At 70.7% G+C, this 23,363-nt stretch carries 28 protein-coding genes and 2 pseudogenes; 15 read left to right on the top strand and 15 right to left on the bottom strand.

Annotated features, from left to right (window positions below; translation table 11 throughout):
* The first annotated feature begins 90 nt into the window (after positions 1–90).
* Positions 91–267 (top strand): hypothetical protein, encoded by a 177-nt coding sequence (locus ACJQWL_RS06340; RefSeq protein ID WP_411300784.1) that lies wholly within the window; start codon positions 91–93, stop codon positions 265–267.
* Between the two features lie 94 nt (positions 268–361).
* Here ACJQWL_RS06340 and ACJQWL_RS06335 read toward each other — a convergent pair whose 3' ends face one another.
* Entirely contained in the window at positions 362–1,030 is a 669-nt protein-coding gene (locus tag ACJQWL_RS06335; RefSeq protein ID WP_330969893.1) for an exopolysaccharide biosynthesis protein, read from the bottom strand.
* A gap of 113 nt (positions 1,031–1,143) precedes the next feature.
* Here ACJQWL_RS06335 and ACJQWL_RS06330 point away from each other — a divergent pair, with 113 nt between their 5' ends.
* The 4 genes from ACJQWL_RS06330 to ACJQWL_RS06315 all read left to right on the top strand — a co-directional run bounded on the left by ACJQWL_RS06330 (position 1,144) and on the right by ACJQWL_RS06315 (position 2,593).
* Complete coding sequence (locus ACJQWL_RS06330; protein WP_330969892.1) at positions 1,144–1,578, top strand: VOC family protein; 435 nt, start codon at positions 1,144–1,146, stop codon at positions 1,576–1,578.
* A gap of 4 nt (positions 1,579–1,582) precedes the next feature.
* Positions 1,583–1,867 (top strand): DUF4031 domain-containing protein, encoded by a 285-nt coding sequence (locus ACJQWL_RS06325; RefSeq protein WP_330969891.1) that lies wholly within the window; start codon positions 1,583–1,585, stop codon positions 1,865–1,867.
* A gap of 78 nt (positions 1,868–1,945) precedes the next feature.
* Complete coding sequence (locus ACJQWL_RS06320) at positions 1,946–2,212, top strand: hypothetical protein (protein WP_330969890.1); 267 nt, start codon at positions 1,946–1,948, stop codon at positions 2,210–2,212.
* Between the two features lie 108 nt (positions 2,213–2,320).
* Complete coding sequence (locus tag ACJQWL_RS06315; protein ID WP_330969889.1) at positions 2,321–2,593, top strand: DUF3297 family protein; 273 nt, start codon at positions 2,321–2,323, stop codon at positions 2,591–2,593.
* Between the two features lie 24 nt (positions 2,594–2,617).
* Here ACJQWL_RS06315 and ACJQWL_RS06310 read toward each other — a convergent pair whose 3' ends face one another.
* Positions 2,618–3,385: an ABC transporter permease gene (locus tag ACJQWL_RS06310; protein WP_330969888.1), complete on the bottom strand. Its 768-nt coding sequence runs from the start codon at positions 3,383–3,385 to the stop codon at positions 2,618–2,620.
* Between the two features lie 37 nt (positions 3,386–3,422).
* On the bottom strand, positions 3,423–4,487 hold the full coding sequence (locus ACJQWL_RS06305) for an ABC transporter ATP-binding protein (RefSeq protein WP_330969887.1): 1,065 nt from the start codon (positions 4,485–4,487) through the stop codon (positions 3,423–3,425).
* Positions 4,488–4,754: 267 nt separating this feature from the next.
* On the opposite strand from ACJQWL_RS06305, the gene ACJQWL_RS06300 reads away from it, so the two are divergent.
* Both ACJQWL_RS06300 and ACJQWL_RS06295 read left to right on the top strand, forming a co-directional pair.
* Positions 4,755–5,057, top strand: coding sequence for a hypothetical protein (locus tag ACJQWL_RS06300; protein ID WP_330969886.1), 303 nt, complete (start codon positions 4,755–4,757; stop codon positions 5,055–5,057).
* Between the two features lie 51 nt (positions 5,058–5,108).
* Positions 5,109–5,813, top strand: a complete 705-nt coding sequence (locus tag ACJQWL_RS06295) for a glycosyltransferase (protein ID WP_330969885.1) — start codon at positions 5,109–5,111, stop codon at positions 5,811–5,813.
* Positions 5,814–6,170: 357 nt separating this feature from the next.
* On the opposite strand, the gene ACJQWL_RS06290 is transcribed toward ACJQWL_RS06295, so the two are convergent.
* The 4 genes from ACJQWL_RS06290 to ACJQWL_RS06275 all read right to left on the bottom strand — a co-directional run bounded on the left by ACJQWL_RS06290 (position 6,171) and on the right by ACJQWL_RS06275 (position 8,879).
* Entirely contained in the window at positions 6,171–7,463 is a 1,293-nt protein-coding gene (locus ACJQWL_RS06290) for an RNA polymerase sigma factor (RefSeq protein ID WP_330969884.1), read from the bottom strand.
* 70 nt (positions 7,464–7,533) lie between these two features.
* Positions 7,534–7,920, bottom strand: coding sequence for a VOC family protein (locus ACJQWL_RS06285; RefSeq protein WP_330969894.1), 387 nt, complete (start codon positions 7,918–7,920; stop codon positions 7,534–7,536).
* 79 nt (positions 7,921–7,999) lie between these two features.
* A complete protein-coding gene (locus ACJQWL_RS06280) occupies positions 8,000–8,410 on the bottom strand; it encodes a VOC family protein (RefSeq protein ID WP_330969883.1) in 411 nt (136 codons plus the stop codon).
* 46 nt (positions 8,411–8,456) lie between these two features.
* Positions 8,457–8,879, bottom strand: coding sequence for a YciI family protein (locus ACJQWL_RS06275; RefSeq protein ID WP_330969882.1), 423 nt, complete (start codon positions 8,877–8,879; stop codon positions 8,457–8,459).
* A 148-nt stretch (positions 8,880–9,027) separates the two neighbouring features.
* Here ACJQWL_RS06275 and ACJQWL_RS06270 point away from each other — a divergent pair, with 148 nt between their 5' ends.
* Positions 9,028–9,402 (top strand): YciI family protein, encoded by a 375-nt coding sequence (locus tag ACJQWL_RS06270; protein ID WP_330969881.1) that lies wholly within the window; start codon positions 9,028–9,030, stop codon positions 9,400–9,402.
* Positions 9,403–9,506: 104 nt separating this feature from the next.
* On the opposite strand, the gene ACJQWL_RS06265 is transcribed toward ACJQWL_RS06270, so the two are convergent.
* Positions 9,507–10,043, bottom strand: coding sequence for a DUF6630 family protein (locus tag ACJQWL_RS06265; protein ID WP_330969003.1), 537 nt, complete (start codon positions 10,041–10,043; stop codon positions 9,507–9,509).
* 22 nt (positions 10,044–10,065) lie between these two features.
* Entirely contained in the window at positions 10,066–10,737 is a 672-nt protein-coding gene (locus ACJQWL_RS06260; RefSeq protein WP_330969002.1) for an SDR family oxidoreductase, read from the bottom strand.
* Positions 10,738–10,979: 242 nt separating this feature from the next.
* Between ACJQWL_RS06260 and ACJQWL_RS06255 the strand changes: the two genes are divergently transcribed.
* Positions 10,980–11,360: a hypothetical protein gene (locus tag ACJQWL_RS06255; protein WP_330969001.1), complete on the top strand. Its 381-nt coding sequence runs from the start codon at positions 10,980–10,982 to the stop codon at positions 11,358–11,360.
* A gap of 459 nt (positions 11,361–11,819) precedes the next feature.
* Here the strand turns inward: ACJQWL_RS06255 and ACJQWL_RS06250 are convergent.
* Positions 11,820–12,305, bottom strand: a pseudogene (locus tag ACJQWL_RS06250) (pyridoxamine 5'-phosphate oxidase family protein); the annotation flags it as partial.
* Positions 12,306–12,475: 170 nt separating this feature from the next.
* Positions 12,476–12,781, bottom strand: coding sequence for an energy transducer TonB (locus ACJQWL_RS06245; protein WP_330969000.1), 306 nt, complete (start codon positions 12,779–12,781; stop codon positions 12,476–12,478).
* Between the two features lie 373 nt (positions 12,782–13,154).
* Between ACJQWL_RS06245 and ACJQWL_RS06240 the strand changes: the two are divergent.
* Positions 13,155–13,778: pseudogene (locus ACJQWL_RS06240) on the top strand (L,D-transpeptidase family protein); the annotation flags it as partial.
* A gap of 160 nt (positions 13,779–13,938) precedes the next feature.
* On the opposite strand, the gene ACJQWL_RS06235 reads toward ACJQWL_RS06240, so the two are convergent.
* Positions 13,939–15,207, bottom strand: coding sequence for an acyltransferase family protein (locus ACJQWL_RS06235; RefSeq protein WP_330968999.1), 1,269 nt, complete (start codon positions 15,205–15,207; stop codon positions 13,939–13,941).
* Between the two features lie 225 nt (positions 15,208–15,432).
* Here ACJQWL_RS06235 and ACJQWL_RS06230 point away from each other — a divergent pair, with 225 nt between their 5' ends.
* Positions 15,433–16,275: a LytTR family DNA-binding domain-containing protein gene (locus ACJQWL_RS06230; RefSeq protein ID WP_330968998.1), complete on the top strand. Its 843-nt coding sequence runs from the start codon at positions 15,433–15,435 to the stop codon at positions 16,273–16,275.
* Positions 16,276–16,284: 9 nt separating this feature from the next.
* On the opposite strand, the gene ACJQWL_RS06225 is transcribed toward ACJQWL_RS06230, so the two are convergent.
* Positions 16,285–16,740: a PIN domain-containing protein gene (locus ACJQWL_RS06225; RefSeq protein ID WP_330968997.1), complete on the bottom strand. Its 456-nt coding sequence runs from the start codon at positions 16,738–16,740 to the stop codon at positions 16,285–16,287.
* A complete protein-coding gene (locus tag ACJQWL_RS06220; RefSeq protein ID WP_330968996.1) occupies positions 16,737–17,381 on the bottom strand; it encodes a DUF5671 domain-containing protein in 645 nt (214 codons plus the stop codon). Before ACJQWL_RS06220 ends, ACJQWL_RS06225 begins: the two co-directional genes overlap by 4 nt.
* 220 nt (positions 17,382–17,601) lie before the next feature.
* On the opposite strand from ACJQWL_RS06220, the gene ACJQWL_RS06215 reads away from it, so the two are divergent.
* The 4 genes from ACJQWL_RS06215 (at position 17,602) to ACJQWL_RS06200 (ending at position 21,072) form a co-directional block, all read left to right on the top strand.
* Positions 17,602–18,876 (top strand): sensor histidine kinase, encoded by a 1,275-nt coding sequence (locus ACJQWL_RS06215; RefSeq protein ID WP_330968995.1) that lies wholly within the window; start codon positions 17,602–17,604, stop codon positions 18,874–18,876.
* Position 18,877: 1 nt separating this feature from the next.
* Positions 18,878–19,645 (top strand): LytR/AlgR family response regulator transcription factor, encoded by a 768-nt coding sequence (locus ACJQWL_RS06210; protein ID WP_330969006.1) that lies wholly within the window; start codon positions 18,878–18,880, stop codon positions 19,643–19,645.
* Positions 19,646–19,705: 60 nt separating this feature from the next.
* Positions 19,706–20,098, top strand: coding sequence for a hypothetical protein (locus ACJQWL_RS06205; RefSeq protein WP_330968994.1), 393 nt, complete (start codon positions 19,706–19,708; stop codon positions 20,096–20,098).
* Between the two features lie 368 nt (positions 20,099–20,466).
* Positions 20,467–21,072 carry a flavodoxin family protein gene (locus ACJQWL_RS06200; protein WP_330968993.1) on the top strand — a complete coding sequence of 202 codons (606 nt, stop codon included), beginning with the start codon at positions 20,467–20,469 and terminating at the stop codon, positions 21,070–21,072.
* Between the two features lie 150 nt (positions 21,073–21,222).
* Here ACJQWL_RS06200 and ACJQWL_RS06195 read toward each other — a convergent pair whose 3' ends face one another.
* Positions 21,223–23,295, bottom strand: coding sequence for a S9 family peptidase (locus tag ACJQWL_RS06195; protein ID WP_411300783.1), 2,073 nt, complete (start codon positions 23,293–23,295; stop codon positions 21,223–21,225).
* Positions 23,296–23,363 lie beyond the last annotated feature (68 nt).

Here is a 23,363-nt window from a genome sequence, read left to right as displayed (position 1 = left end):
CCCGGCCCGGGCCCTCCTCCAGGGTCAGCCGGCCATCGCCGTCGGCGTCCAGTTTCCGGTAGGCGGCGCTGGTCGCGGCGGCATGCTCCTGTGCGCTCAGCACGCCGTCTGTATCCACCGACGCTGGCGCTGCAGACGCTGCAGACGCTGCAGGCGACGGCGCGACGGCGCGACGGCGTCCTGCGCCAGCGCCGTGCCTGCGCCCGCGCCGACCACCAGCGCGAGTGCGAGTGCGGCCAGTCGGCCTCGCCGGTGGGGTGCGTTTGAGCGGTCCATGTGGTCTGCTCCCGGCGGGGTTCGCGCCGGGCTGGCGCCGACCGTGCAGGGCAGGAGAGCGCGGCGGCCGCGCCGCGCAGGCCACTCAGCCGAAGAAGCGCTGGAACAACTGGTGCGCGGCCATGCCGCCGCCGCCGATCAACACGCCGAAGTAGGCGATCGTGGTCAGGTTGGCCAGGTGGCCGAGCAGGATGGCGCCGCCGTCGCGCTGGATCATCCCCACCGCATACAGCAGCAGCGCGACCGCCGGGAATGTATTGCTGAAGGGCACGAACCCGAACGGCGCCATCAGCAGCAGCGCGGCCAGGATGAAGGCGAGGTTGTTGAACAGGTGGACGCCCCCACCACCGGCCAGCGCCGGCAGGCGGTGCGGCCGGCTGATGCGTTCCATCCTGCGGACCCAGTGCATGCCCCGCTCCAGGCCCGGGCGCAACTTGTCCGCGGGCAGGCCGCGGGTGCGCAGTTTCGCCGGCAGCCACAGTTCGCGGCCGAACAGGCGGCTGATACCGACCAGCAGGATGGCCGCGCCGAACACCGTGCTCACCCCCGGGATCGACACCGGGATCAGGAACACCAGGGTCAGCAGCACCGTCATCAGCAACAGGCCCTCGTCGCCGAACACGTCCAGCAACTCGCCCAGGCTGATCGTGTCGGGGGGCAGGCCGGCAATGATCGCGCCCAGCTGGTCGCCAAGCGAGGCATGCGCGTCATCGAGGCTGCGGGCCTCGGCGGTGCGGGGGTCGGGGGTCGGCAAGGCCGGCTCCGGTCATGGGGCGGGCCATTATGCCGGCCGTGCGTGCATGCGCCGCTACGGGACCGGGATGCGAGGATGGCCCCCCGGATCCACCGATACCCATCCAGGCCGCCATGCCCCGCCCGCCCCTGCCCCCGTTCCACCTTGCAGTCCCGGTTCACGACCTCGCCGCGGCCCGCGACTTCTACGGCCGCCTGCTGGGCTGCGTGGAAGGCCGCAGCGACTCGCAGTGGGTTGACTTCGACCTCTACGGCCACCAGCTGGTCTGCCACCGCAGCGACGCGGCCCGGGCGTCCACCCCGCAGGCGCACAACGCAGTGGACGGCCATGACGTGCCGGTCCCGCACTTCGGCGTGGTCCTGCCCATGGACGACTGGACCGCGCTGGCCACCCGGCTGCGCGGCGCGGGGGTTCGTTTCGTGGTCGAGCCGCACGTGCGCTTCGCCGGTGGGCCGGGTGAGCAGTCGACCATGTTCTTCCATGACCCGTCCGGGAACGCGCTCGAGTTCAAGGCCTTCGCCGACCCCTCGCAGCTGTTCGCGCGCTAACGGCATGCCCGTGTACGTCGACGATGCGGTGACCCTGTGGCGCGGCCAGCGCTGGGCGCACCTGATGGCCGACACCCTGGCCGAACTGCACGCGTTTGCCGGCCGCCTGGGCCTGCCACGACGCGCGTTCCAGAACCGGACCAGCGGTGCCCATTACGACGTGCCTGCCCCGATGCGCGAGCGCGCGATCGCGCTGGGGGCGGTGGCGATTTCCCGGCACGCCGACCGCGAGCTGGTCAGGGCGGTGATCGCCAACGCCAAGGCGCAGGGGCGGGGCGAGCGGGCATAGGTGGTGGCCGCAGCGGCGTCCACCCGCCGTTTACATCCAGGCGCCCAGCATGGCGCGACCCCAGCCCGGAACCCACCCATGTCGGCCGTCATCGAATCGCGCCTGCGCCCCCTGCCCCTGATGGCCCACCAGACACTGCGGGCGACCCAGTTCGGGATCCAGGCCCGCAACCGACATGGTTTCCGCACCTGGAACGTGATCGAGCCCGAGCTTGGATCGCAATGGCAGGCGGCCCACGCCGCAGGCACCGGGCTGGACTGGCTGGAAGCCGCCGAACCGGTCTACGCCGCATGGCGCGACGCACTGCCGGGCGACGCCAACCCCGGTTTCCCGCACCGGGACTGATCCGCCTCCCCGCGGTCGCCCGATCAGGTAGCGGTTCGACCCGCGCCCGTGCGGGGCGTATCCTGCGCGCCCCCGCGCCGACCGGCGCGCGACCCTCGATCCAGGCCCATGCCCGAGCACACCGCAGACACCCCGCCCGACCGCCTCTCCACCGACCCGCGCAGCCCGCATTACGCCGAGGTGGTGCTCGAACGCGGCATCGGCATCCGCTTCAACGGGATCGAACGTCACAACGTCGAGGAATACTGCATCAGCGAGGGCTGGGTGCGGCTGCCGGTCGGCAAGTCGCTCGACCGCCGCGGCCAGCCGATGACCATGAAGGCCAGGGGCACGGTCGAGGCCTGGTTCCTGGACACCGCCGCAGGCGACGCCGCGGAGTAACGCCCGCGCGCCCGTCGCGGCGCGTCAGGCCTTGAGCTTCCAGCCGGTACGGAAGATCCACCACACCGCGACCAGGCACGCGCCCAGGAAGACCAGGATCAGCGCCGCGCTGAGCGCGACGTTGACATCGGACACGCCGTAGAAACTCCAGCGCATCCCGCTGATCAGGTAGACCACCGGGTTGAACAGGGTCACCTTCTGCCAGAACGGCGGCAGCATGTGGATGGAGTAGAACGCCCCGCCCAGGAACGTGAGCGGGGTGATCACCATCAACGGGATGATCTGCAGTTTCTGGAAGTCGTCGGCCCACAGCCCGATGATGAAACCGAACAGGCTGAAGCTCAGCGCGGTCAGCACCAGGAAGCAGAGCATCCACAGCGGGTGCTCGATTTCATACGGCACGAACAGCCGCGCGGTCGCCAGGATCAGCAACCCCAGTACCAGCGACTTGGTTGCCGCCGCGCCCACATAGCCCAGCAGCACTTCAACGTACGACACCGGCGCCGACAGCAGTTCGTAGATGGTCCCGGACCACTTGGGCATGTAGATGCCGAAGGACGCGTTGGAGATGCTCTCGCTGAGCAGCGACAGCATGATCAGGCCGGGGATGATGAAGGCGCCGTAGCTCACCCCGTCGATGTCGCCCATGCGCGAACCGATCGCCGCGCCGAAGACGATGAAGTACAGCGACGTGGTCAGCACCGGCGAGGCGATCGACTCGCCGAGGGTGCGGAAGGTGCGCGCCATTTCGAAACGGTAGATCGCGCGGATCGCGTGGGTGTTGAGTGCCATCAGTGCGGCTTCCGGTCGGTCATCCCAGGGCCCCGGCTCACGTCCGCGCCGGCGTCGATGCCGCGGCGGCGCCTGCCGGTGCCCCCGCCGGTTCCGGCGCGCCATCGCGCACCAGGCCGACGAAGATGTCCTCCAGCGAACTCTCGCTGGAGTGCAGGTCCTTGAAATCGATGCCATGCCCGGCCAGCTGCCGCAGCAGGCCGGCGATGCCGGTGCGCTCGTCGTGGGTGTCAAAGGTGTAGACCAGCGTGGCACCGTCATCGGACAGCTCCAGCGGCAGGCCCGCAAGTCCCTCGGGTATCGAAGCCAGCGGGGCCTGCAGGGTGAGCGCCAGCTGCTTCTTGCCCAGCCTGCGCATCAGGGTGCGGGTGTCCTCGACCACGACCAGCCGGCCGCGGTTGATCACCCCGATGCGGTCGGCCATCTGCTCGGCCTCCTCGATGTAGTGGGTGGTGAGGATCACCGTGGTGCCGGCCTCGCGCAGGCGCCGCACCATCTGCCACATGTCGTGGCGCAGCTCGACGTCGACGCCGGCGGTGGGCTCGTCCAGGAACAGCACCGAGGGCTCGTGCGAGAGCGCCTTGGCGATCAGCACGCGCCGCTTCATCCCGCCCGACAGGGTCATGATCCTGCTGTCGCGCTTGTCCCACAGCGACAGCTCGCGCAGCACGCGCTCCAGGTGGCCGTCGTCCGGCGCCTTGCCGAACAGGCCACGCGAGAACCGCACCGTCGCCCACACCGTTTCGAATGCATCGGTGGACAGCTCCTGCGGCACCAGCCCGATGCGCGCCCGCGCGGCACGGTAGTCGCGCACGGTGTCGTGGCCGTCCACCCGAACGGTGCCGCCACTGGCGTTGACCAGGCCGCAGACGATGCTGATCAGGGTGGTCTTGCCGGCGCCGTTGGGGCCGAGCAGGGCGAAGATCTCACCGCGACGGATGGTCAGGTCGACCGACTCCAGCGCGACGTGGCCGGAGGCGTAGGTTTTCGACAGGTCGCGGATCGCCAGCACCACGTCGGCGGCCGGTGCGACGGACCCTGCAGGGTCTTCGCGACCGGTGACGAGGCTATTGGCGGCGACCGGACGGGGCGGGGACGACATGCCGTGCTCGCGGTGGTCGTGGGTGTTGCAGCATGCCCCACTGCGCCAGAGGATCAACCCCGCTGCGCGGATGCAGCATCCTGCAAGGGGTGGTGCCGGAACGGCGAGCGGCCGCACGGTTCACCGTGCGATCACGCCGCGGGCAGTGTCCTTGACCGCCGCCTGCAGCCTGCGCCGACCCGGCGTGTGGTCGCACGGCATCGCTCCTGGAGTCCGCTTCATGTCGCATGTCCCCCACCGCGCCGGTGTCCAGGCGGGCCCGTCCCGGTGCTAGACGCCGCCGGAATCGACGCGGCCATTGCGCGCCTGGAGCAGGACATGCCGGGCCTGCAGCACGGCCACCGCGGGCTGTTCGCCTTTGCCGCGGCTTGGGCCGAGCGCCACGACGCCATCCTCCGCGACACGCCCGCGACCCTGCGCGAGGCCACGTCGCTGCGCCTTCGGCGCGTGGCCATCCGCTGGGGGGTGGCCGACGGGGTGCGCATGACCGGGCAGTTCCCGGCGCTCGAGGCGGCCGACGCCGGCGCCCTCCCCCCACCCCGGCACCGCGTGTCCCACCCGGGCGGCTGAAGACGGAGTGCCTGGTCCGGTGTGCCGGGGCCTGCGTGCCATGATCGACCGATGTTGTCGCTGATCGTCCCCGCCCACGACGAGGCCACCCGCCTGCCCGGCACCCTGCGGGTGCTGCACGAGGCCGCGGCCGCCACCGTCGGTGCTGGCGGTTACGAGATCATCGTGGTCGACGACGCATCACGCGACGGCTCCGGCGACATCGCCCGGGCCTGCGGCGCGCGCGTGCTGCGGGTCGAGCATCGCCACATCGCCGCCACCCGCAACGCCGGTGCATGCCTGGCAACGGGGGACACACTGGTCTTCGTCGATGCCGACACCAATATCGATGCCACCCTGCTGGGCGCCGCGCTGGCCGCACTGGAAGCCGGGGCGGTGGGTGGCGGTGCGACCGTGGCCCTGCGCGGACCGCTGGCATGGCACGTTCGCTGGGGCCTGGCGGTCTCGAACTGGCTGCTGCGACGGATGCACGCGGCGGCCGGTTGTTTCGTGTTCTGCCGGCGCGAGGCATTCGAAGCGGTGGGCGGCTTCGACGAGCGCTGGTTCGCCGGCGAGGACGTGGCCCTCAGCCGTGCGCTGGCGGCACGGGGCCGCTTCGTGGTGCTGCGCGAGCGGGCGTGGACCTCGGCGCGCAAGCTCCGCAGCCACCCGCTGGGTGAGCACCTGCTGCTGATGCTGCGGTTCGCCGTGCGCGGGCGGCGGCTGCTGCGCAACCGGGATGCATTGGGCCTGTGGTACGGCGATCGACGCGACTGAACGGTCTCATGCGCTGCGACGCGCATCCGGAGAATCGGCGGCCTCCTCGTCAGGAGCCGTTCGGTCCGACCTCGACCGTGCGGGCGGCCACGGAGCGCGGACTGGGCCCGCGCTCCGCGGCTGCACCTATGCGGCGTCCGCGTCGATATCGCGAACACGTCGCTGGCAGTGACGCGCGGCGTTCGGTCCCCTCCTTTTCCGCTTTGCGGTCCAGGCCCGGCTTCGCGCCGGCGGCCCATGCGTGCGTCCGGTGCGCGAGCGATCCACTGACACTCGCAACTCCCCACCGGTGGTCGGTCGGGCGACGTGGCAGCCTTCGCCACGGCTTCTGACCAGGATTCGCCCCGGGGCGCCCGGCTAGGAAGCGCTGGCACCGCATTCGGCCGCCCGCGCCTGCAGCTGCGCCTGCTCGCGTGCGTTGCGGGTGAGCGCAGCCGCCTCGTTGAAGGCCACCTCCGCCTCGGCATGGCGCCCCAGCCGGAACAGCAGGTCGCCGCGCACGGCCGGCAGCGGGTGGTAGCCGGCCAGCGCGCCGCCTGCCGCGAGCGCATCCACCAGCGGCAGCGCAGCGGCGGGTCCATCCGCCATCGACACCGCGACCGCGCGGTTGAGCTCGATCACCGGCGATGGCGCGATCTCGCCCAGCCTCGCGTACAGCGCCGCTATCCGGGTCCAGTCGGTGTCACCGGCGCGGGCTGCGCGCGCGTGGCAGGCGGCGATGTCCGCCTGCAGCACGTAGCTGCCCTCGGCGCCGCCCAGTCGATGCGCACGCGCCAGTGCCGCCAGGCCATGACCGATCAGCAACCGGTCCCAGCGGCCGCGGTCCTGCTCCAGCAACAGGATCGGCGTGCCATCGGGCTGCGTGCGCGCCGGGATGCGGGAGGCCTGTATTTCCATCAGCGCGACCAGCCCGTGCACTTCCGGCTCGCCCGGCAGCAGCCCGGCCAGTACGCGTCCCAGCCGCATCGCGTCCTGGCACAGGGCCGGACGCATCCAGTCCTCGCCGGCCGTCGCCGCGTAGCCTTCGTTGAACACCAGGTAGACCACGCCCAGCACGGCCGCGAGGCGTTCGGCCAGGTCCTCGCGGCGAGGCGCCTGGAACCCGACCTGCCTGCTCGCCAGGGTCTTCTTGGCCCGTACGATGCGCTGCGCCACCGTCGGCTCGGGCTGCAGGAACGCGCGCGCGATCTCCGCGGTGGTCAACCCGCCCAGCATGCGCAGGGTGAGCGCCACCTGCGCTTCGGTCGACAGCACCGGGTGGCAGGTGGTGAACACCAGCCGCAGCAGGTCATCGCCGATGTCGTCGTCGAGCCGGTCGGTGTCGTCAGGCGCGGGCATCGGCGCGGGTTCCAGCGCCTGGCCGAATTGCGCGTGCCGCTCGTGGACCAGCTCGCGGTGGCGGATGCGGTCGATGCCGCGGCGCTTGGCGGTCTGCATCAACCATGCACCGGGGTTGTCGGGGACACCCTCGCGCGGCCAGTGCTCGAGCGCGGCGACCAGCGCATCCTGTGCAAGGTCCTCGGCGTGGCCGACGTCGCGCAGCATCCGCGCCAGCCGGGCGATCAGCCTGGGCGACTCGATCCGCCACACCGCCTCGACGGTGCGGTGGGCGTCCTGCGCGGCGCGGGCAGGCGGGCACGTGGCGTCCATGGGCGCCGATCACATCACCGACCGCACCCCGCTGCAAACCCGCGCTCATGCCCGCGCCCCGCCGCCGGCCTCACGCCGGTTCGCCCGCCATGTGGAAGAGCTCCCAGGCATGTCCGTCCAGGTCCTCGAAGCTGCGCTGGTACATGAAGCCGTGGTCCTGCGCCGGACGCGGCTCGCGGGCACCGGCCGCCAGCGCAAGCCGCAGCAGCGCGTCCACGCCCTCGCGGCTGTCGGCGGACAGTGCCACCAGGGCCTCGATCGAGCGCGACGTATCGCACAGCTGCTTGTCGGTGAACTGGCGGAAGAACGGTTCCACCAGCAGCATCACGAAGGCGTCTTCGCCCACCAGCATGCAGGTGGCGTTCTCGTTGGTGAACGCCGGGTTGAAGCTGAAGCCAAGCGCGGTGAAGAAGGCGACAGATCGGTCGAGGTCGCGCACGGGGAGGTTGACGAACATCTGCATGGGCGGGTCCAGGGGAGACGAAGGATGGAAAGGGAGGGGGGAAGCGGAAGTCGGGGACATCCTCGGCCGTGCGCTACTGCGGACGCGAGCAGTTGACCATCCACGGCTTGCCGTAGCGGTCCACCAGCATCCCCCAGCGCAGCGCCCAGAACGTCTCCTGCATCGGCTGCTGCACCTGGCCGCCCTGGGCGAGTGCGGCGAACACGCGTTCGGCCTCGTCCTCGGTGTCGACCATCAGGTTGTTGACGGTACCGGCACCGCTGGGGGTCTCCATCGGCGGTCCGTCCGCACCCATCAGCAGGAGGCCCGGGGCTTCGATCTGGCTGTGCATGATCCAGTCGCGGCTGTCGGCCGGCATCTCGTCGCACATGGGCGACTCGCCGTAGGTCAAGCAGTAAGAGACGTCCGCGCCGAGGGTGCTCGCGTAAAAGGCGAACGCTTCGCGGCACTGGCCGTTGAACATCATGTAAGGGACAAGTTGCATGGAAGGCTCCGTTGGCGGATCGGGAATGGGGCGTGGAGGGCGCGGGTCACGCTGCGCCGGTGGCATCGCGCAGGCGTTGATCCTGCTGGCGCAACTCCGGGGTGAGGGCGCTGCCGAAGTCGTCGGCTTCGAACACCGGGCGGATCTCGATCTCGCTGGGCCCCTGGTGCGGGTTGGGACAGCGGCGGACCCATTCGATGGCCTCCTCCATCGAGCGCACCTGCCACAGCCAGTAGCCGGCGACGAGCTCCCGGGTTTCGGCGAAGGGGCCATCGAAGACCGTGCGGGAGGCGCCATCGAAACGCACCCGTACGCCGCGCGCGGTGGGGTGCAGGCCTTCGCCCGCCAGCATCACGCCGGCACCGACCAGCGCTTCGTTGAAACGGCCCATCGCCTCCAGCAGCTCGGTGGACGGCATTTCTCCGGCTTCGGAGCGTTCGGTCGCCTTGACCAGCACCATGACGCGCATCGTGGTTCTCCCGGGGTTGCGGCGCCGCAGTGGCGCCTTCAGGGAGTACGACGGGCGTGGGGCCGGGAAATCGACACCGGCAGCGGAATTTTTCCGCATGGCCCGGAGCGGGCATGATGGCCGTCCCCTACGCGCCGGCGGAACGCCCATGCAATTCCTGATGCTGGTCTACAACGACGACACCCTGCTCGAGGCACTGCCCGAGGGGGAGTTCGACACCCGCATGAAAGCCTGCTTCGACCATGCCGATGAACTCCGCCGCGACGGCAAGCTGCTGGGCTCGCAGCAGCTTGAGTCGGCCCGCAAGGCGCGCTCGGTGCGGATCCGCGATGGCCGCACCCAGGTGCTGGATGGGCCGTTCGCCGAGACCAAGGAAGTGCTGGCCGGTTACAACATCCTCGAGGCCGACAGCCTGGACGAGGCCGTCCGGATCGCCTCGGAATTCCCGTGGGCGCGCACCGGCTGCATCGAGGTCCGCCCGATCCGCGACATCGACGCGGTCCGCGCCCGCGTGGGCGGCTGAGACCCGCCTGCCCGACAGGCGGCGCCCCGACTGCATGCCGTTCCCCGCCGTCCCGGGTGCGGGCGGCCGGATGGGCCGCGCCGGGGCCGCCACCCGGCGGTGGGTCAGGCGCCGGCGCGCACCGGCAGCCCGAGGGCGGAGGCGAGCGTGCGCACGGCGTCGTCGTCGCGGCGGTAGGCCAGCCATGCCGCGCTCTTGTCGGACCCCGCGTCCCACACCCACAAGGTGAAACCGTGCTGGCGCAGCGCGGCGTGCGCCTCGCCCATCAGCGACTCGGGGTCGGCGTCATCGGCAGGCTCGTCGCTGCCGAAGTCGATGCGCACGTCCACCCGCGCGGCCAGCTGCACCAGCCCGTCGACCAGCGCGGCGATGTCGTCCACGTCGACCTGCACGCTCGAGCGCCAGTCGGTAACCGCTGCCAGCGCGGCCACCGGGTCGGCATCGTCGCCGTCGCCGCCCGCGGCCAGCCAGGCCTCCTGCCAGGCGGCGAACTGCTCGTGCGCGCCGTCCTCGTCGTCGGGATTGACCAGCAACAGCCACTGCCAGGCCAGCTGCTCGGTGGCCGCGTCCTCGTCGATGTCATCCACGCCCGCCAGGCCGTGGGCGAAGTTGTCGTCGGGGTCGAATTCGTCGGCGCTCATTGATCCGCCCCCCGCCACGGGGTCACCACGGCAGCGACTCGCCGTTGGCGTGGCGGAACGTGCCGGTGGTGCCCAGGGTGAGCTCATCAAGTCGCTGCACCAGCTGCGCGGCCGCGTCGTCGGGCTGGATGTCGCCACTGCCGCCGACCATGTCGGTGGCCACGTACCCCGGGTGCAGCAGTACCACCGCGATGCCACGCGGTTCCAGGTCGACCGCCAGCGACTTGCCGATGGCATTCACCGCCGCCTTGGACGCACGGTAGCCATAGCGGCCGCCCGAGCTGTTGTCGGCCACCGAACCCATGCGGCTGGTGACGATGCCCACCTTCGCGCCTTCGCCAAGCGCGCCCCGCAGGGCGTGCACGGTGCGCAGCGGGCCCAGCGCATTGACCTCGAACTGGCGGCGCATGCGCTCGAAGGCGTCGGCGTCCAGCCCGTCCAGGGCCTCGCGGCCGAGGATGCCGGCATTGCACACCAGCACGTCGATCCGGTTGTCGCCCAGCCGCTGGGCCAGCGCCTCCAGCGCCTTGGCGTCGGTGACGTCGACGCCCGCTTCGACCTGCGCCCCGGTGGCCTCGAGCTCGGCACTGGACTGCCTGCAGGCGGCGATGACGCGGTCGCCGCGTGTGGTGTACCGGCGGGCGAGCGACAGGCCGATGCCGCGGTTGGCGCCAGTGATCAGGACGGTCTGCATGGGCGACTCCGGTTGAGGGTGGGACCCCCATGCATGGCGACGGTCGGTGCGTCGATCAACCCGGGACCCGCGGCCTGCGTGCCGCCGCGGTGCCCGGCGATTCGTGCAGAAGGCCCCATGGACCGCCGCCCGCCCTGCCATTGCATCCGCCGGTCCCGGGGGCGCGACGTGCCCGGGCGCTCACGCGGGGTTGCCCGGCGCGCCGCTAGCGTCGCGGTTCCTCCACCTTTCGAGCCCCTGCCATGACCCGAACCGCGACCTCCACCGCCCGCCGGCTGCCACTGGTGACCGCCCTGGCCGGCATGGCCCTCGCCCTGACCGGCTGCCAGACCCCCACCCCATCGGCGACGGCCGGTGGCACCGCGACCGCGCAGGGCCAGGTCACGGCGATCGACCGCGACCCCTGGACCTTCGATGGCAACGCCACCATGCAGGTCGCCACCGGTTCGGGGGCAGTGACGGTCGAGATCCCCGCGCGGCTCAACCTGTGCCACGCGGAAGGCCTGGACGCCTTCGCGGGATTGCAGGTGGGTGACCGCATCCATGCCGTCGGCCAGGTCGGTGCCGACGGCCACATCACCGTGTGCCACGGCGCGGGCCACATGCTGCACAAGCTGGACTGACGCCTGCGGACGGCGGCGCCGGCCCAGCAGCCGGTGCCGCGCGCTTCTTCAGCGTCCGCGCGTGCGGGCGCGACGGATCGATTCGGCGCGTGCGCCCGCCGTGGAGCGGGTCGGCGCCTTCTTGGCTGCAGGCTTCTTCGTTGCGGGCGTCCGGGTCGCGACCTTCTTCGATGCCGGCTTGCGTGACGCAGCCTTCCTGGCGGTGGCCCGCCCGCTTGCCGCCTTCGTCGTCGTCTTCGTCGCCGCGGACTCCCTTGCCGCCGACGCGCCCTTTGTAGCCTTGCGGGTCGAACCCGCCGTCTTCGCGGCCTTGCCTGTCGGTCGCGAGGCCGCCGGGGCCCTGGCGGTCGCAGTGGCCTGCGGCGCGGGCTTCTTCAGCACCTGCCTGGCGGCCTTGCGGGCACCGGCGGGTGCGTCCTTGTGCGAGGGCGGCAGCATCGAGGTGCTGCGCTTGCCGGTCATGTCGACCAGGCGGTTCTTGCCCATCACCTCCTCGTCCCGGGTCACGCGTGCGACCACGAAGCTCACCAGCTTGCCGATCAGGCTGCCCGGCCCGTCCCAGTACTCGATGCTGTGGGTCTGGACTTCGAGCAGCACCAGGTTGGGGTCGTCCTTGCCGTTGGGGAAGAACGCCTTCATCGCGTCGTTCCACAAGCGGCCGATGCGGCGCCGGTCGCGGTTCACCGATGCGGTGCCCGCCAGCGAGATATACGTGTTGTGGTCCTTGGACGCGTAGGCGAGGTTGACCTTGGGGTTGCGCTCGATCTCGGCGACCTTCGGACTGTCGGCCTCGGTGAAGAACCAGACCCGCTTGCCATCGAAGGCGCTGTCCTGGGTGGAGAGGGGGCGGCTGACCAGGAAGCCGTCTGGGCCGACGGTGGTCAGCATCGCGGTGTCGATCTTCTCGAGCAGTTCGGCGATCTGCCGGACGGTCTGGCGGGCCATGGTGCCTCTCGCGTTGCGCTGGGGACGCAGAGTTTCAGCGCTGCGCGCAGGGCATCGCGTGAAGGATGCAACGCATCCGCGGCATCACCGCGCAGACGAAATGCGCGCCGTTGAATGCGCGCCGTTGATGGCGCGCCATGGGGCGATGCGTCTGCTTTCCCGGGCAACCGTCAGAGCGAGAAGTCCAGCCGTACCTTGCCGCGACCGGTGCTGCCGGCGGCGAACTGCCACTGCTTGACCGCGCGCACCGCGGCGGACTCGAAGGTGCGCGCCGGCTTTGCGTTGAGCACCGAGACGTTGGCGACCTTGCCGGCGTTGACGGTGTACTCGACCTCGACGAAACCCTGGGTGCCGGCACGCGCGGCTTCGGGCGGATAGACCGGGTCCACGCGCTTGACCGGGGTCAGGGCCTGCACCGGGGCGACAAAGGCAACCGCAAACGCGGCAAGGGCGAACGACAGGATGGAACGCTGCATGGGATGGACTCTTTGGAGGACGTGAGAAAACCGTGGATCACCGGTTATCGGCCCTCTGCGACCCTTCTTTAGCCGGGCCGCATGGCCTGCGCCGCTCCCGGGAAACACGGTAGTGGCGGGGCCTCCAGGCATTGTTCCGGCTTCCGCCACCGCCCCCGCCCGCCGCCTGGATCCGCTCAGGCGGTAGCCAGCGAGGTCGCCCGCAGGTGAAGAAATCGGCCCTGTGAGTGGCCAAAATATCGCCACGGTTCAACATCTGGACACCTAGGTCAAACCGGCAATCACCGGCGGATGCCTAGGGTCTGGACCCATGAACACACATCTCGCCACCCCAGCCCCGAACCCCTCCTCCCACCTCGTTGCGCGCAGCACCCTGCTGCCGCGCATGGCGGGCCTGACGCTGGCATTGGCGATCGCCCTGCCAGTCTCCGCGCAGGCCCCCGCCTTCAACGCCAACCGTTTCGAAGCCGTCGCCCCCACCACCGGGATGCACGCCGACCGGGCGCAGCCGGCGCCGGTACTCCAGCCGGTAGTCGCGGCCGAGCCGGACTTCGAGCTGGCGCCCGGCGACTACATGTGGAATCCCGAGGCCTCGCCCGCCGGACCGCTGGTAGTGGTGGTGAGCCTGCCCGAGCAGCGCGCGCACGTGTACCGCAACGGCGTGCGCATCGCGGTGTCCACCATCAGCAGCGGCAAGCCCGGCCACGAAACCCCGACCGGCGTGTTCCCGATCCTGCAGAAGCGCAAGGAGCACTACTCCAACCTCTACGACAACGCCCCGATGCCGTTCATGCAACGGCTGACCTGGGACGGCATCGCGCTGCACGCCGGGCGCATTCCGGGCACGCCCGCCAGCCACGGCTGCATCCGCCTGCCGCACGAATTCGCCCGCAAGCTGTTCTCGATCACCGAACACGGTTCGACCGTGGTCGTGGCCGATGCCGCTTCGCACGGCCCGTCGGTGGTGTACCCCGACGCCACCGCCCCGGTTGATGCCGTCAGTGGCCTGCCGCTGGACGTCATGGACAGGATTGCCCGACCGACCGCCAAGGCCGACATGACCGCCAGCCTGGAGTGAGCCACCCCGACGGCGTCGGGGTGTGACGCACCCGCTCTCCCCAGCTCCAGAACAGGGCATACAGAACGGGGCACCCGGATCACGACCGCACCGTCGCCGGATTGCCCGCTTCGACCGGACCGGCGTCCTCCGCGCCCGTCCGGTTTTCTTTTGCGACACCGGCAGGCTGGCTTGGGCCGGCAGTCGGGCGCGTCGGCATCCCCATCAGCAAGCGCAGCACTGCGGAGTGGCGGACCAGGCCATCGGTCAACAGCACGCAGCCCGCGCCGGTAGCCAGCAGCACGAGCACCGGCTCGATGACCGGCCCCAGCGAAAGACGGGCCAGGTAGAACCCGGCCACCACGGTGATCGACTGGTGCAACACGTACCAGGGGTACACCGATGCACTCGCCCACGGCATCCACCGGAACGGACGGTCGAGCAGGTGGTGGCCCCAGCCCAGCACCAGCAGCAGCCAGGTCCACTGGTTGAGGCGCTGCACGAAGTCGTACAGGGCCCGTCCCACCGTCGGGCCGGGCTCGGTGGCGTACAGCAGCACCGTGAACAGCGCGAAGGTCGACAGCGCCGCGCCCAGCCACGTCCAGCGCCGCCGGCGCAGCTCGGCCCATGCGCCCGGATCGGTGCCGATCCAGTACCCCAGCATGAACATCGCCAGCGACTGGGCGTGCGTGTGCCAGTCGTTGAGCAGGTCGTGGGTGGTGGGGAAGGCGGCCGACAGCGTCCAGGTAGCCAGGGTCAGCGGGAGGGCGGGCAGCAGCCACAGGCGCACGCCCCGCAACCCCTGGACCCATCCCTGGAAGGCACGGCCAACGCGGCTGCGCAACAGCGGAAGAGCGGCGGCCAGCAACAGCGAGTACACCAGCAGGTAGGGCAGGTACCACAGATGGTTCCAGGTGATGCCCGCCTCCCAGCCATCGAAGGCATCGACCGGCCACGGCTGGAAAGTGAAATACCGGACCAGGAAATCCAGGTAGCTGCCCTCGAACGCACCGGTGGACAGCGCCTGCACGTATGCCTGCGGCGGCACCACCACCGCCATGCCGAACGCCAGCGGCAGCAGCAGGCGACGCACCCTGGACCACGCGAACGCCCCCGGGGTCACCCGCCGCAGCAGGAAGTGGACCGCCAGGCCGGAGATCAGGAAGATCAGCGGCATCCGCCACTGGTTGACCACCAGCATCGGCCACTTCAGCCATTCGGCGACATGGCTGGACTTGGCATGCCAGCCCCAGTCGGCCACGTAGAACATGCCCACGTGGTAGAGGATGAGCAGCACGAAGGCGAGTACGCGCAGCGCGTCGATGTCATGGCGGCGGGGCGGGTTGCAGGTCGGCAGGTCGGAGTGCATGGCCGGGTCCGGGTTGCGCACCAGGGTGGCGCGGGGGTTGCACCGTGCGCCGACGCCGGGCCCGCGCACAGCGCGAAGTGACGCGGGGCGGGGCCGGTGGGACGAGTGGCGGCGGGCAGTGACAAGCGGCACGGCCGCCCCCGCGTGACCGGGACGGCCTCCGCGGACGCGGCGCTACACTCCCCCGCGCGCCGCACCGGCGCCCGATCCCTCCCGGCCGCCCGCGTGACCCCGCAGACCTACCTCCGCCATCGCCGCACGTTCGAGATCGGCTTCTGGCTGCTGCTGGCGCTGGTCAACGCGGCGGGAAACAGCATCACCGTGGGGATCGACCTGGGGCGGTTGGGCGAGCCGGTCGATGCATGGGAGCCCTGGGTCTGGGAGCTGTCCAGTGCGGCCACCTGGCTGGCCCTGTTGCCGCTGCTGCTGGCGTTCGACCGGCGCTTCCCGCTTCGCGCCGGCCAACTGGGGCGCAGCGTCCCCGCGCACCTGGCCTTTACCGTGCCCTACTCGCTGCTGCACGTGGTCGGCATGGTGCTGCTGCGCGAGGCGGCCTACGCGGCGATGGGGGCGGACTACCGCTTTGGCGACTGGGGCGCCAACCTGGGCTACGAATACCTCAAGGACGTGCGCACCTATGGCGGCTTCATCGCCATCGTCTATCTCTACCGCTTCGTGCTGCGCCGCTGGCAGGGCGAGGCCGGGTTCCTGACCCAGGGCCGCGAGGACGCCCCCGCCGAGCCGGTCACCGACCGGTTCCTGGTCAAGAAGCTGGGGCGGGAGTTCCTGGTGCGGGTGGACGACATCGACTGGATCGAGGCCGCCGGCAACTACGTGACCCTGCACGTGGGCGAGCGCCTGTATCCGCTGCGCGAAACCATGGGCGGCATCGGTGGCCGGTTGGACGCGCGCTTCGCCCGGGTGCACCGCAGCGCGATCGTCAACCTGGACCGGGTGCGCGAGATCGAGCCGTTCGACACCGGCGATGCGCGTGCACACCTGCTGTCGGGCGCCGCGGTGCCGGTCAGTCGGCGCTATCGGCAGGCGCTGAAGGACCGGCTGGGCTGAGCGGCCCGCTCAGGCGCCCGGCTTCCCGGCACGCCGCACTTCACGGTTGAAACAGTGGCGGCCCGCGCCATGGCGCCATTCCAGCGGGGCATTCCCGCCCCTGCCGTCGCGTTCGCCGCTGTCGCTGGCGAATACCGCGCACAGCTCGAAGCGCTTGCCCTGCAGCGGCCGGTAGTCGTAGGCCTCGCCGCTGACCGGATCGATCAGCGCCAGGTCCCAGCCCGGCCGTGCCGACGCCGCGGCAAGGTCGGTGGGCAAGCGGCCGTGTTCGCGGTGGTGCAGCTCGACCGCCTCGACGATCCGCTGCAGGTCCTCGATCCGGCGCTCGTCCAGGCGCACCTGCCGCTGCTCGCCCGGCAGGCCGATGCTGGCGATGCCGGCGATGACCGCCGCGGCCACCACCACGCTGGCAACGATGGCCAGCATGCGGCCGCGGGTTCCCCCGTCCGTGCCCGGCGCGCTCATCCTTCGCGCTCCTCGCGGCGCAGCTCGCCCAGGTAGTAGCCGAATACGCCGCCTGCAATCACGCCCACCACCAGCACCTTGAGCATGAAACGCAGGGACAGCTCGCCGCCCAGCAGGCGGTAGACCAGCGCGATGAGGTCCCCCACCAGCGCCACCGCCGCCAGGAACAGGGTCAGGTAGGTCAACCAGCGCCGCACCGCCGACAGCCGCTTGGCCGGGGTCGCGGCCAGGTCGCGCGACAGCACCCGCGCCACCAGCAGGAACACCGGGAACGCCACCACCAGCGTCGCCACCGACCAGCGCATCGAGTGGTCGAACGCGGCGGAGGCGTACATGCCATCGGCCGGGTCCGGCAGCGCGCGGTTGATCAGGTCGAACACCAGGCTGCCCAGGTGCCACGCGCTGAGGTACAGCGTGGCGAACATCAGCAGGTACAGGAACGCCTCGCGCGGCGACAGGTAGGGCCGTGGCCGCGGCACCGGTATCGGGAACGGCGTGTCGGCGTACGCGGCCAGCGCCGGCTCGACGTGCTCGGGCGGCCAGCCCGCCTGTGCCAGCACCGCGACGATCGCCTCGCGCGGCTGTCCCTGGGCCAGCGCCTCGCGGACGAACCGCTGCAGCTCTTCGGTCGATGTCGCCATGCGCCGTGCTCCGTTCCGTGGTCTGCGCGGGAATCTACCAGTACGGCCCCGCGCCGGTCCGATCACCGCCGGTCGGGCCGCGGACAGCTCGCTCCCCGCCGGCCCGGCCCCCCAATGCCGCGCTTCGTCGCGGTATCCCCCGGTTCGTCGGCCGGCCCCTTCCCAGGCGGGAGGCCGCCGCTATCCTCGGCCGCACTCCCGCTCACCTTCGGACATCCCCGTGCTCAAGGCCTTCCTGTTCGTACTGCGCATCAGTGCCGTCTGGCTGGTGGCGCTGCTGGTCGCCAGCAACATCTGGTACGAGCTGCCGCTGCTGGGCCGGTTGCAGTGGCCGGTGGCGATCATCGGCACCCTGACCATGGCGCTGGTGGTCACCGGCGCGGTCTCGCACCTGGGCCGCGTGCGGCTGGTGGCGGGCCGCGTCGACAGCGATGCACTGTCCAACCGCCAGCGTCGGCAGATCGAGATTCCGCTGGAGGCGGGCGAGGCCTTCGACCTGGTGGACGCGGCCATCCGCGAGCTGCCGCGCATCGAAAGCGTGGAAAGCGCCCGCGACAGCTTGCAGGTGCGCGCGAAGGTCGCCCGCCCCAACCTTTACGGCGAGCTGCCGCTGGGCCGCTGGAACCCGCTGGCCTGGTTCGGCGAGCGCCGCAACCAGATCCTGGCCACGGTCACGCCCACCGCCGACGCCGGCAGCGTCACCTTGATCTGCGAGCCGGAGAACCCGGCGTGGAGCGACTGGTTCCTGGTCGACAACGCCACCAACTACGAGAATGCCGAAGCCGTGGCGCGCGCGATCAGCCGTCGCATCGCCCAGCACCGTCGCGGCGAGAAGGACGCGGTGGCGCAGACGCGCACGGAGAAGGAACTCACCGTGGCCAAGCTCAACCTGCTGCACGCACAGGTCGAACCGCACTTCCTCTACAACACCCTGGCCAGCGCGCAGCTGCTGACCCGCAGCGACCCGGCGCGCGCCGACGAGATGCTCGGCCACCTGATCCAGTACCTGCGCCGCTCGCTGCCCAGCGCCGACGAAGGCCTGTCGACCCTGGGCGCGGAGCTGGAACGCGCAGTCGCGTACCTGGAGATCCTGAAGATCCGCATGGGCAGCAGACTGGCGGTGCAGGTGGACGTCCCCGAGTCGCTGCGCGCCACCCCGATGCCGGCAATGATGCTGCAGACGCTGGTCGAGAATGCAATCAAGCACGGCCTTGAGCCGCGCACCACCGGCGGCACGGTGTGGCTGCGCGCGCGGCGCAACGACGACAGCGTGGCGGTGACGGTGGCCGACGATGGCGAAGGCTTCAACGCCAAGACCAGCGGCACCGGCATCGGGCTGAAGAACGTGCGCGAGCGCCTGCGCCTGATGTACGGCGGCAACGCCACCCTGTCGGTGGTCGCCAACTTCCCGTCCGGCGTCGCCGCCACGCTCGACCTGCCCGCCGCAGGCTCGACCGTGGGCCCCGCCGTCCCCCCGGAGGTGCGTGGTGCATGACATCGCCTGCACCTGCGTGATCGCCGAGGACGAGGCGCTGCTGCGACAGGGCCTGGTCGATGCGCTGAAGACCGCGTGGCCGCAATTGCGGGTACTGGCCGAATGCGAGGACGGGGCCAGCGCGGTGGAAGCCATCGCCGAGCACCAGCCGGACGTGGCGTTCCTGGACATCCGCATGCCCGGCCTGACCGGCCTGGACGTGGCCGCGGCCACCGCGCAGGCCAGCCCGGGCACGCAGGTGGTGTTCGTCACCGCCTACGACCAGTACGCGGTGGATGCATTCGAGCGCGGCGCGATCGACTACCTGCTCAAGCCGATCGAGCCGGCGCGCCTGGCCGCCACCGTGGAGCGACTCAAGGCGCGGCGCACCCAGCTGGATGCCTCCACGCTGGCCGACCTGGTGCAGCGGCTGGGCCGGGCCGCGCCGGCCGTGGGCGCGCCCGAGCCGCTGACCTGGATCACCGCCAGCGCCGGTCGCGAGACGCGGCTGATCCTGGTCGAGGACGTGGCCTACTTCCGCGCCGACCACAAGTACACGACGGTCGTCACCGCCGACGGCGAGGCGCTGCTGCGCACGCCAATCCGCGAGTTGCTCAACGTGCTTGACCCGACCTGCTTCAAGCAGATCCACCGCTCCACCATCGTCAACCTCAAGGCCGTGGCCGGTGTCATCCGCGACGACAGCGGACGCGGCACCGTGCGACTGAAGTCGCGCAGCGAAACGCTTCCGGTCAGCGCCCCCTTCATGTCGCTGTTCCGTCACATGTGACGCCGCGGGCCGTCCAAGTCCGCAGACAACGCCACACCGAACCACTGAACAAGGTGCCCCATGAACAAGCTCATTGCCCTGTGCTGCTACGCGCTTTCCCTCTACGGCTGCGACCTGGGCGGCAGCACCTTCGTGCAACGCGAGCAGGCCGGCGGGATCGACCGCCTGCACAGCCGCGTGGTGGCCAATCCCGGCATCGCCCGCTTCGAATGCATCGACAGCGCCAGCGGCCGCTGCCACTACACCCTGTTCGACACCAGCTGCCAAGCCGCGCCCAGTGCGCTGCCCACGCAACGCCCCGCCTGTGGCCGCGAACCGCTGCAACGCTTCGTGCTGGACGCCGGCGACGACAAGCGCGTTGCCGCGCTGCCGGCCTTCCGGCCCTGCGTACGTGGTGATGCGAAGGTACCCGGTCCGGACTGCGAGGTTCCGGTGGCGCTGGCGGCGCGCTGACGGATGCGCGGTGTCGCGGCTGCCCCCTCGGGCAACATGAAGTGACGCGATGTGACGCGATCGCGACGCACGCCGCGACCTCCGCGTGTCCCGCGCCCCGTGTAGGAGCCGCCGCCGCGTCAACCTGGTTTCAAGCCTCTCCTGTGTCTACGCAAACCCCGGCGAGGAAAGAAGGTTCCTTGTAGGAGCGACGTAAGTCGCGATGCGTCCCCGCTCGAGGGTGCGCGGTCGCGACTTACGTCGCTCCTACACGGAACCGGTTGACGCGTGGCGGTTGACGGAACGCGCCCGCACGACCCGGCACCCCTCCACGTCCCATCGACGCCTGCGCGCCTACGGTCGATCGTCCCCGACCGAAGGATCCGCCCATGTCCCTGCGCGCCTACGGCCTCAACTGCACCCTCAAGTCCGGCGACGCGCCCTCGTCCACCCAGAAGCTGCTCGACCAGGTCCTGTGCGCCCTGGCAACTCACGATGTCCGGACCGGCAGTGACCGCGTCGCCAATTTCAATGTCAGGCCCGGCGTCACCGCCGACGAGGGCGATGGCGACGAATGGCCGCAACTGCGCACGCGCATCATGGACGCCGACATCCTCGTGCTGGCCACGCCGATCTGGATGGGCCAACCCTCCAGCATCTGCAAGCGCGTGCTCGAACGACTGGACGCGGTACTGGGCGAGATCGACGACGACGGCCGTTACCCCACCTTCGGCAAGGTCGCGCTCGCGGCGGTGGTCGGCAACGAGGACGGCGCCCACCACTGCTGCGCGGAGATCTACCAGGCGCTGGCCGACGTCGGCTTCACCCTGCCCGCAGCGAGCCCGCCTTACTGGGTGGGCGAGGCGATGGGCAGCACCGACTACCAGGACCTGGCGCGCACGCCGGACAAGGTCGCCCAGACCATCCGCACCTCGGCCAGCAACGCCGCGCACCTGGCCCGGCTGCTGAAGGAGTCGCCCTACCCCAAGCCCTGAACGCCACGACGCCGGGGCGATGGGCAATCCAAATGAAAAGAGCCCGGCAGGCCGCCGGGCTCTTTCCTTTCGTACGTGCCAGCACGCGGGTCGCCCCCGGTTCACACCGGGGGCGCGCGCAACGATGGCGGGACCACCCCGCCGCGCCGGTTACTTCCTGATCGCCTGCTCGTGGCCTTCCAGCGCCTCGGCCAGGCCCGCCACGCCATCGGCGCCGGTCGGGACACTGATGCTGGAGCCCGCGAAGTCGTTGCCGATCGGCTCGGCGCGACCGCCCAGGCACTCGGCCAGGAAGCCCTCGGTCACCGCGTTGAACGCCTTGCTGTTCTCCGGCCGCGCGAAGCCGTGGCCTTCGTCGGGGAACAGCACGTACGTCACCGGGATGTTGTTGGCGGTCATGGCCTCGACGATCTGGTCGGACTCGGCCTGCTTCACGCGCGGGTCGTTGGCGCCCTGCCCGATCAGCAGCGGCTTCTTGATCGCGTCGGCGCGGGTCAGCGGCGAGCGCTCGACCAGCCAAGCGCGCCCTTCCTCGGTGCGCGGGTCGCCCATGCGCTTGGCCAGCTGCTCGTAGAAGCTGGCCCAGTACGGCGGCACGGTCGACAGCAGGGTGTTGAGGTTGGACGGGCCGACGATGTCCACGCCGCAGGCGAACGCGTCGGGGGTGAAGGTCAGGCCGGCCAGCGTCGCGTAACCGCCGTAGCTGCCGCCCATGATCGCCACCTGGTCGGACGTGGTGACGCCGTTGTCGACCGCCCACTCGACCGCGTCGAGCAGGTCGTCGTGCATCTTCTTGCCCCACTCGCCATTGCCGGCATTGGTGAAGGCCTTGCCGAAGCCGGTGGAGCCACGGAAGTTCACCGACAGCGACGCGTAGCCTCGGTTGGCCAGCCACTGCGCATACGGGCTGTAACCGTAGCTGTCCCGGGCCCACGGGCCGCCGTGCACGAACAGCACCATCGGCACCGGCGCCTCGGCTTTGCCATCGCCATCGGCATCGGCGCTCTTTGGCAGGGTGAGGTAGCTCACCAGCGTCTTGCCGTCACGCGAGGTGATCTCCAACGGCCACTGTGGCACCAGCGGCTTTCCGTCCAGCGCCGGGCGGGCGGAGAACAGCTTGGTCAGCGTGCCGTCCGCGCGGTCATAGCGGTAGTAGACGACCGGCGTCTCGGCAGCCGAGTAGGTCACGATCCAGGTGCGGTCATCGTGGGTGCGGGAGTTGACACCCACTTCGCCCGGGCCGATGGCCTCCAGCCGGGCCAGGTCGGCTTCGACCGCCGGATCGATCGCCTGCCACTCTTCGCGCAGGTAGTTGACGCCCACGGCCTGCACCTTGCCGGTCTGCGGGTGCTGCAATGAATTGCCGACGTCGGCGCGCGCGTCCTCCAGCACCAGCGAGCGTTCGCCGCTGGCGACGTCCACGGCATAGAGCGCGGCGGTGTCGCGCCCGCGCGAATCCAGCATGTACAGGGTCTGGCCATCGGTGGTCAGGCCGGCCGGCTGCGTGGTCAGCGAATCCTCGAACGGGATGTCGGAATACTTCTTCCAGCCACCCTTGCCGTCGGGCTGCAGCACGTCCGAGCCGCCATCCGGGCGCGAGCGCGTCGCATAGCGCACGGTGTAGCTGTCATCGGCCAGGTAGCCGCCGATCTCGTCGTCGTTCTTCTCCACCAGCGTGCGTTCGCCCGTGGCCAGGTCGACCTTGTACAGGTCGTGCCACTTGGGGTCGCGGTCGTTCATGCCGACCAGGATCGTCCCGGGCTGGGAGTGGCTCGCACCCACCACCTGCGCGGTGGTCTTGGGGAACGGCGTCAGGTCGCGCGTCTGCCCGGTGGCGATGTTGACGCTGTAGAGATGGAAGTCCTCGTCACCGCCGGTGTCGCGCAGGTACAGCAGCGTGTCGGGCAGGTAGGACCAGAAGTAGCGGCGGATGCCGCGCGCGGCGTCGTCGGTGACCGCGCGTGCGGCGGCGGGGTTGTCGGCAGGCGCGACCCAGACGTTCATCACGCCGTCGACCGGCGCGATCCAGCTGAGGGTCTTGCCGTCGGGGCTGACCATCACCAGCGCGCGTTCGGGGTTGCCGAACAGGGCTTCGCGCGGGATCAGCTCGGTGTCGGCGATGCGTTGCGCGGCGCTCGGCGGCGTCTGCGCAAGCGCGGAGGAAATGGACATGGCCAGGACCAGGCCGGCCGTTGCGGCCAGCGGTGTGTGCAGTCGTTGCATGAGGCTCCCCAATTCAGTGTCACGGCCTCGGGACGAGGCCGGCACGGCAGTAGAGCACTGAACGCGGG

Source organism: Novilysobacter viscosus (assembly GCF_046600715.1).
In the GTDB taxonomy this organism is placed as follows: domain Bacteria; phylum Pseudomonadota; class Gammaproteobacteria; order Xanthomonadales; family Xanthomonadaceae; genus Lysobacter_C; species Lysobacter_C viscosus.
This window is presented reverse-complemented; position numbering and strand designations above follow the sequence as displayed.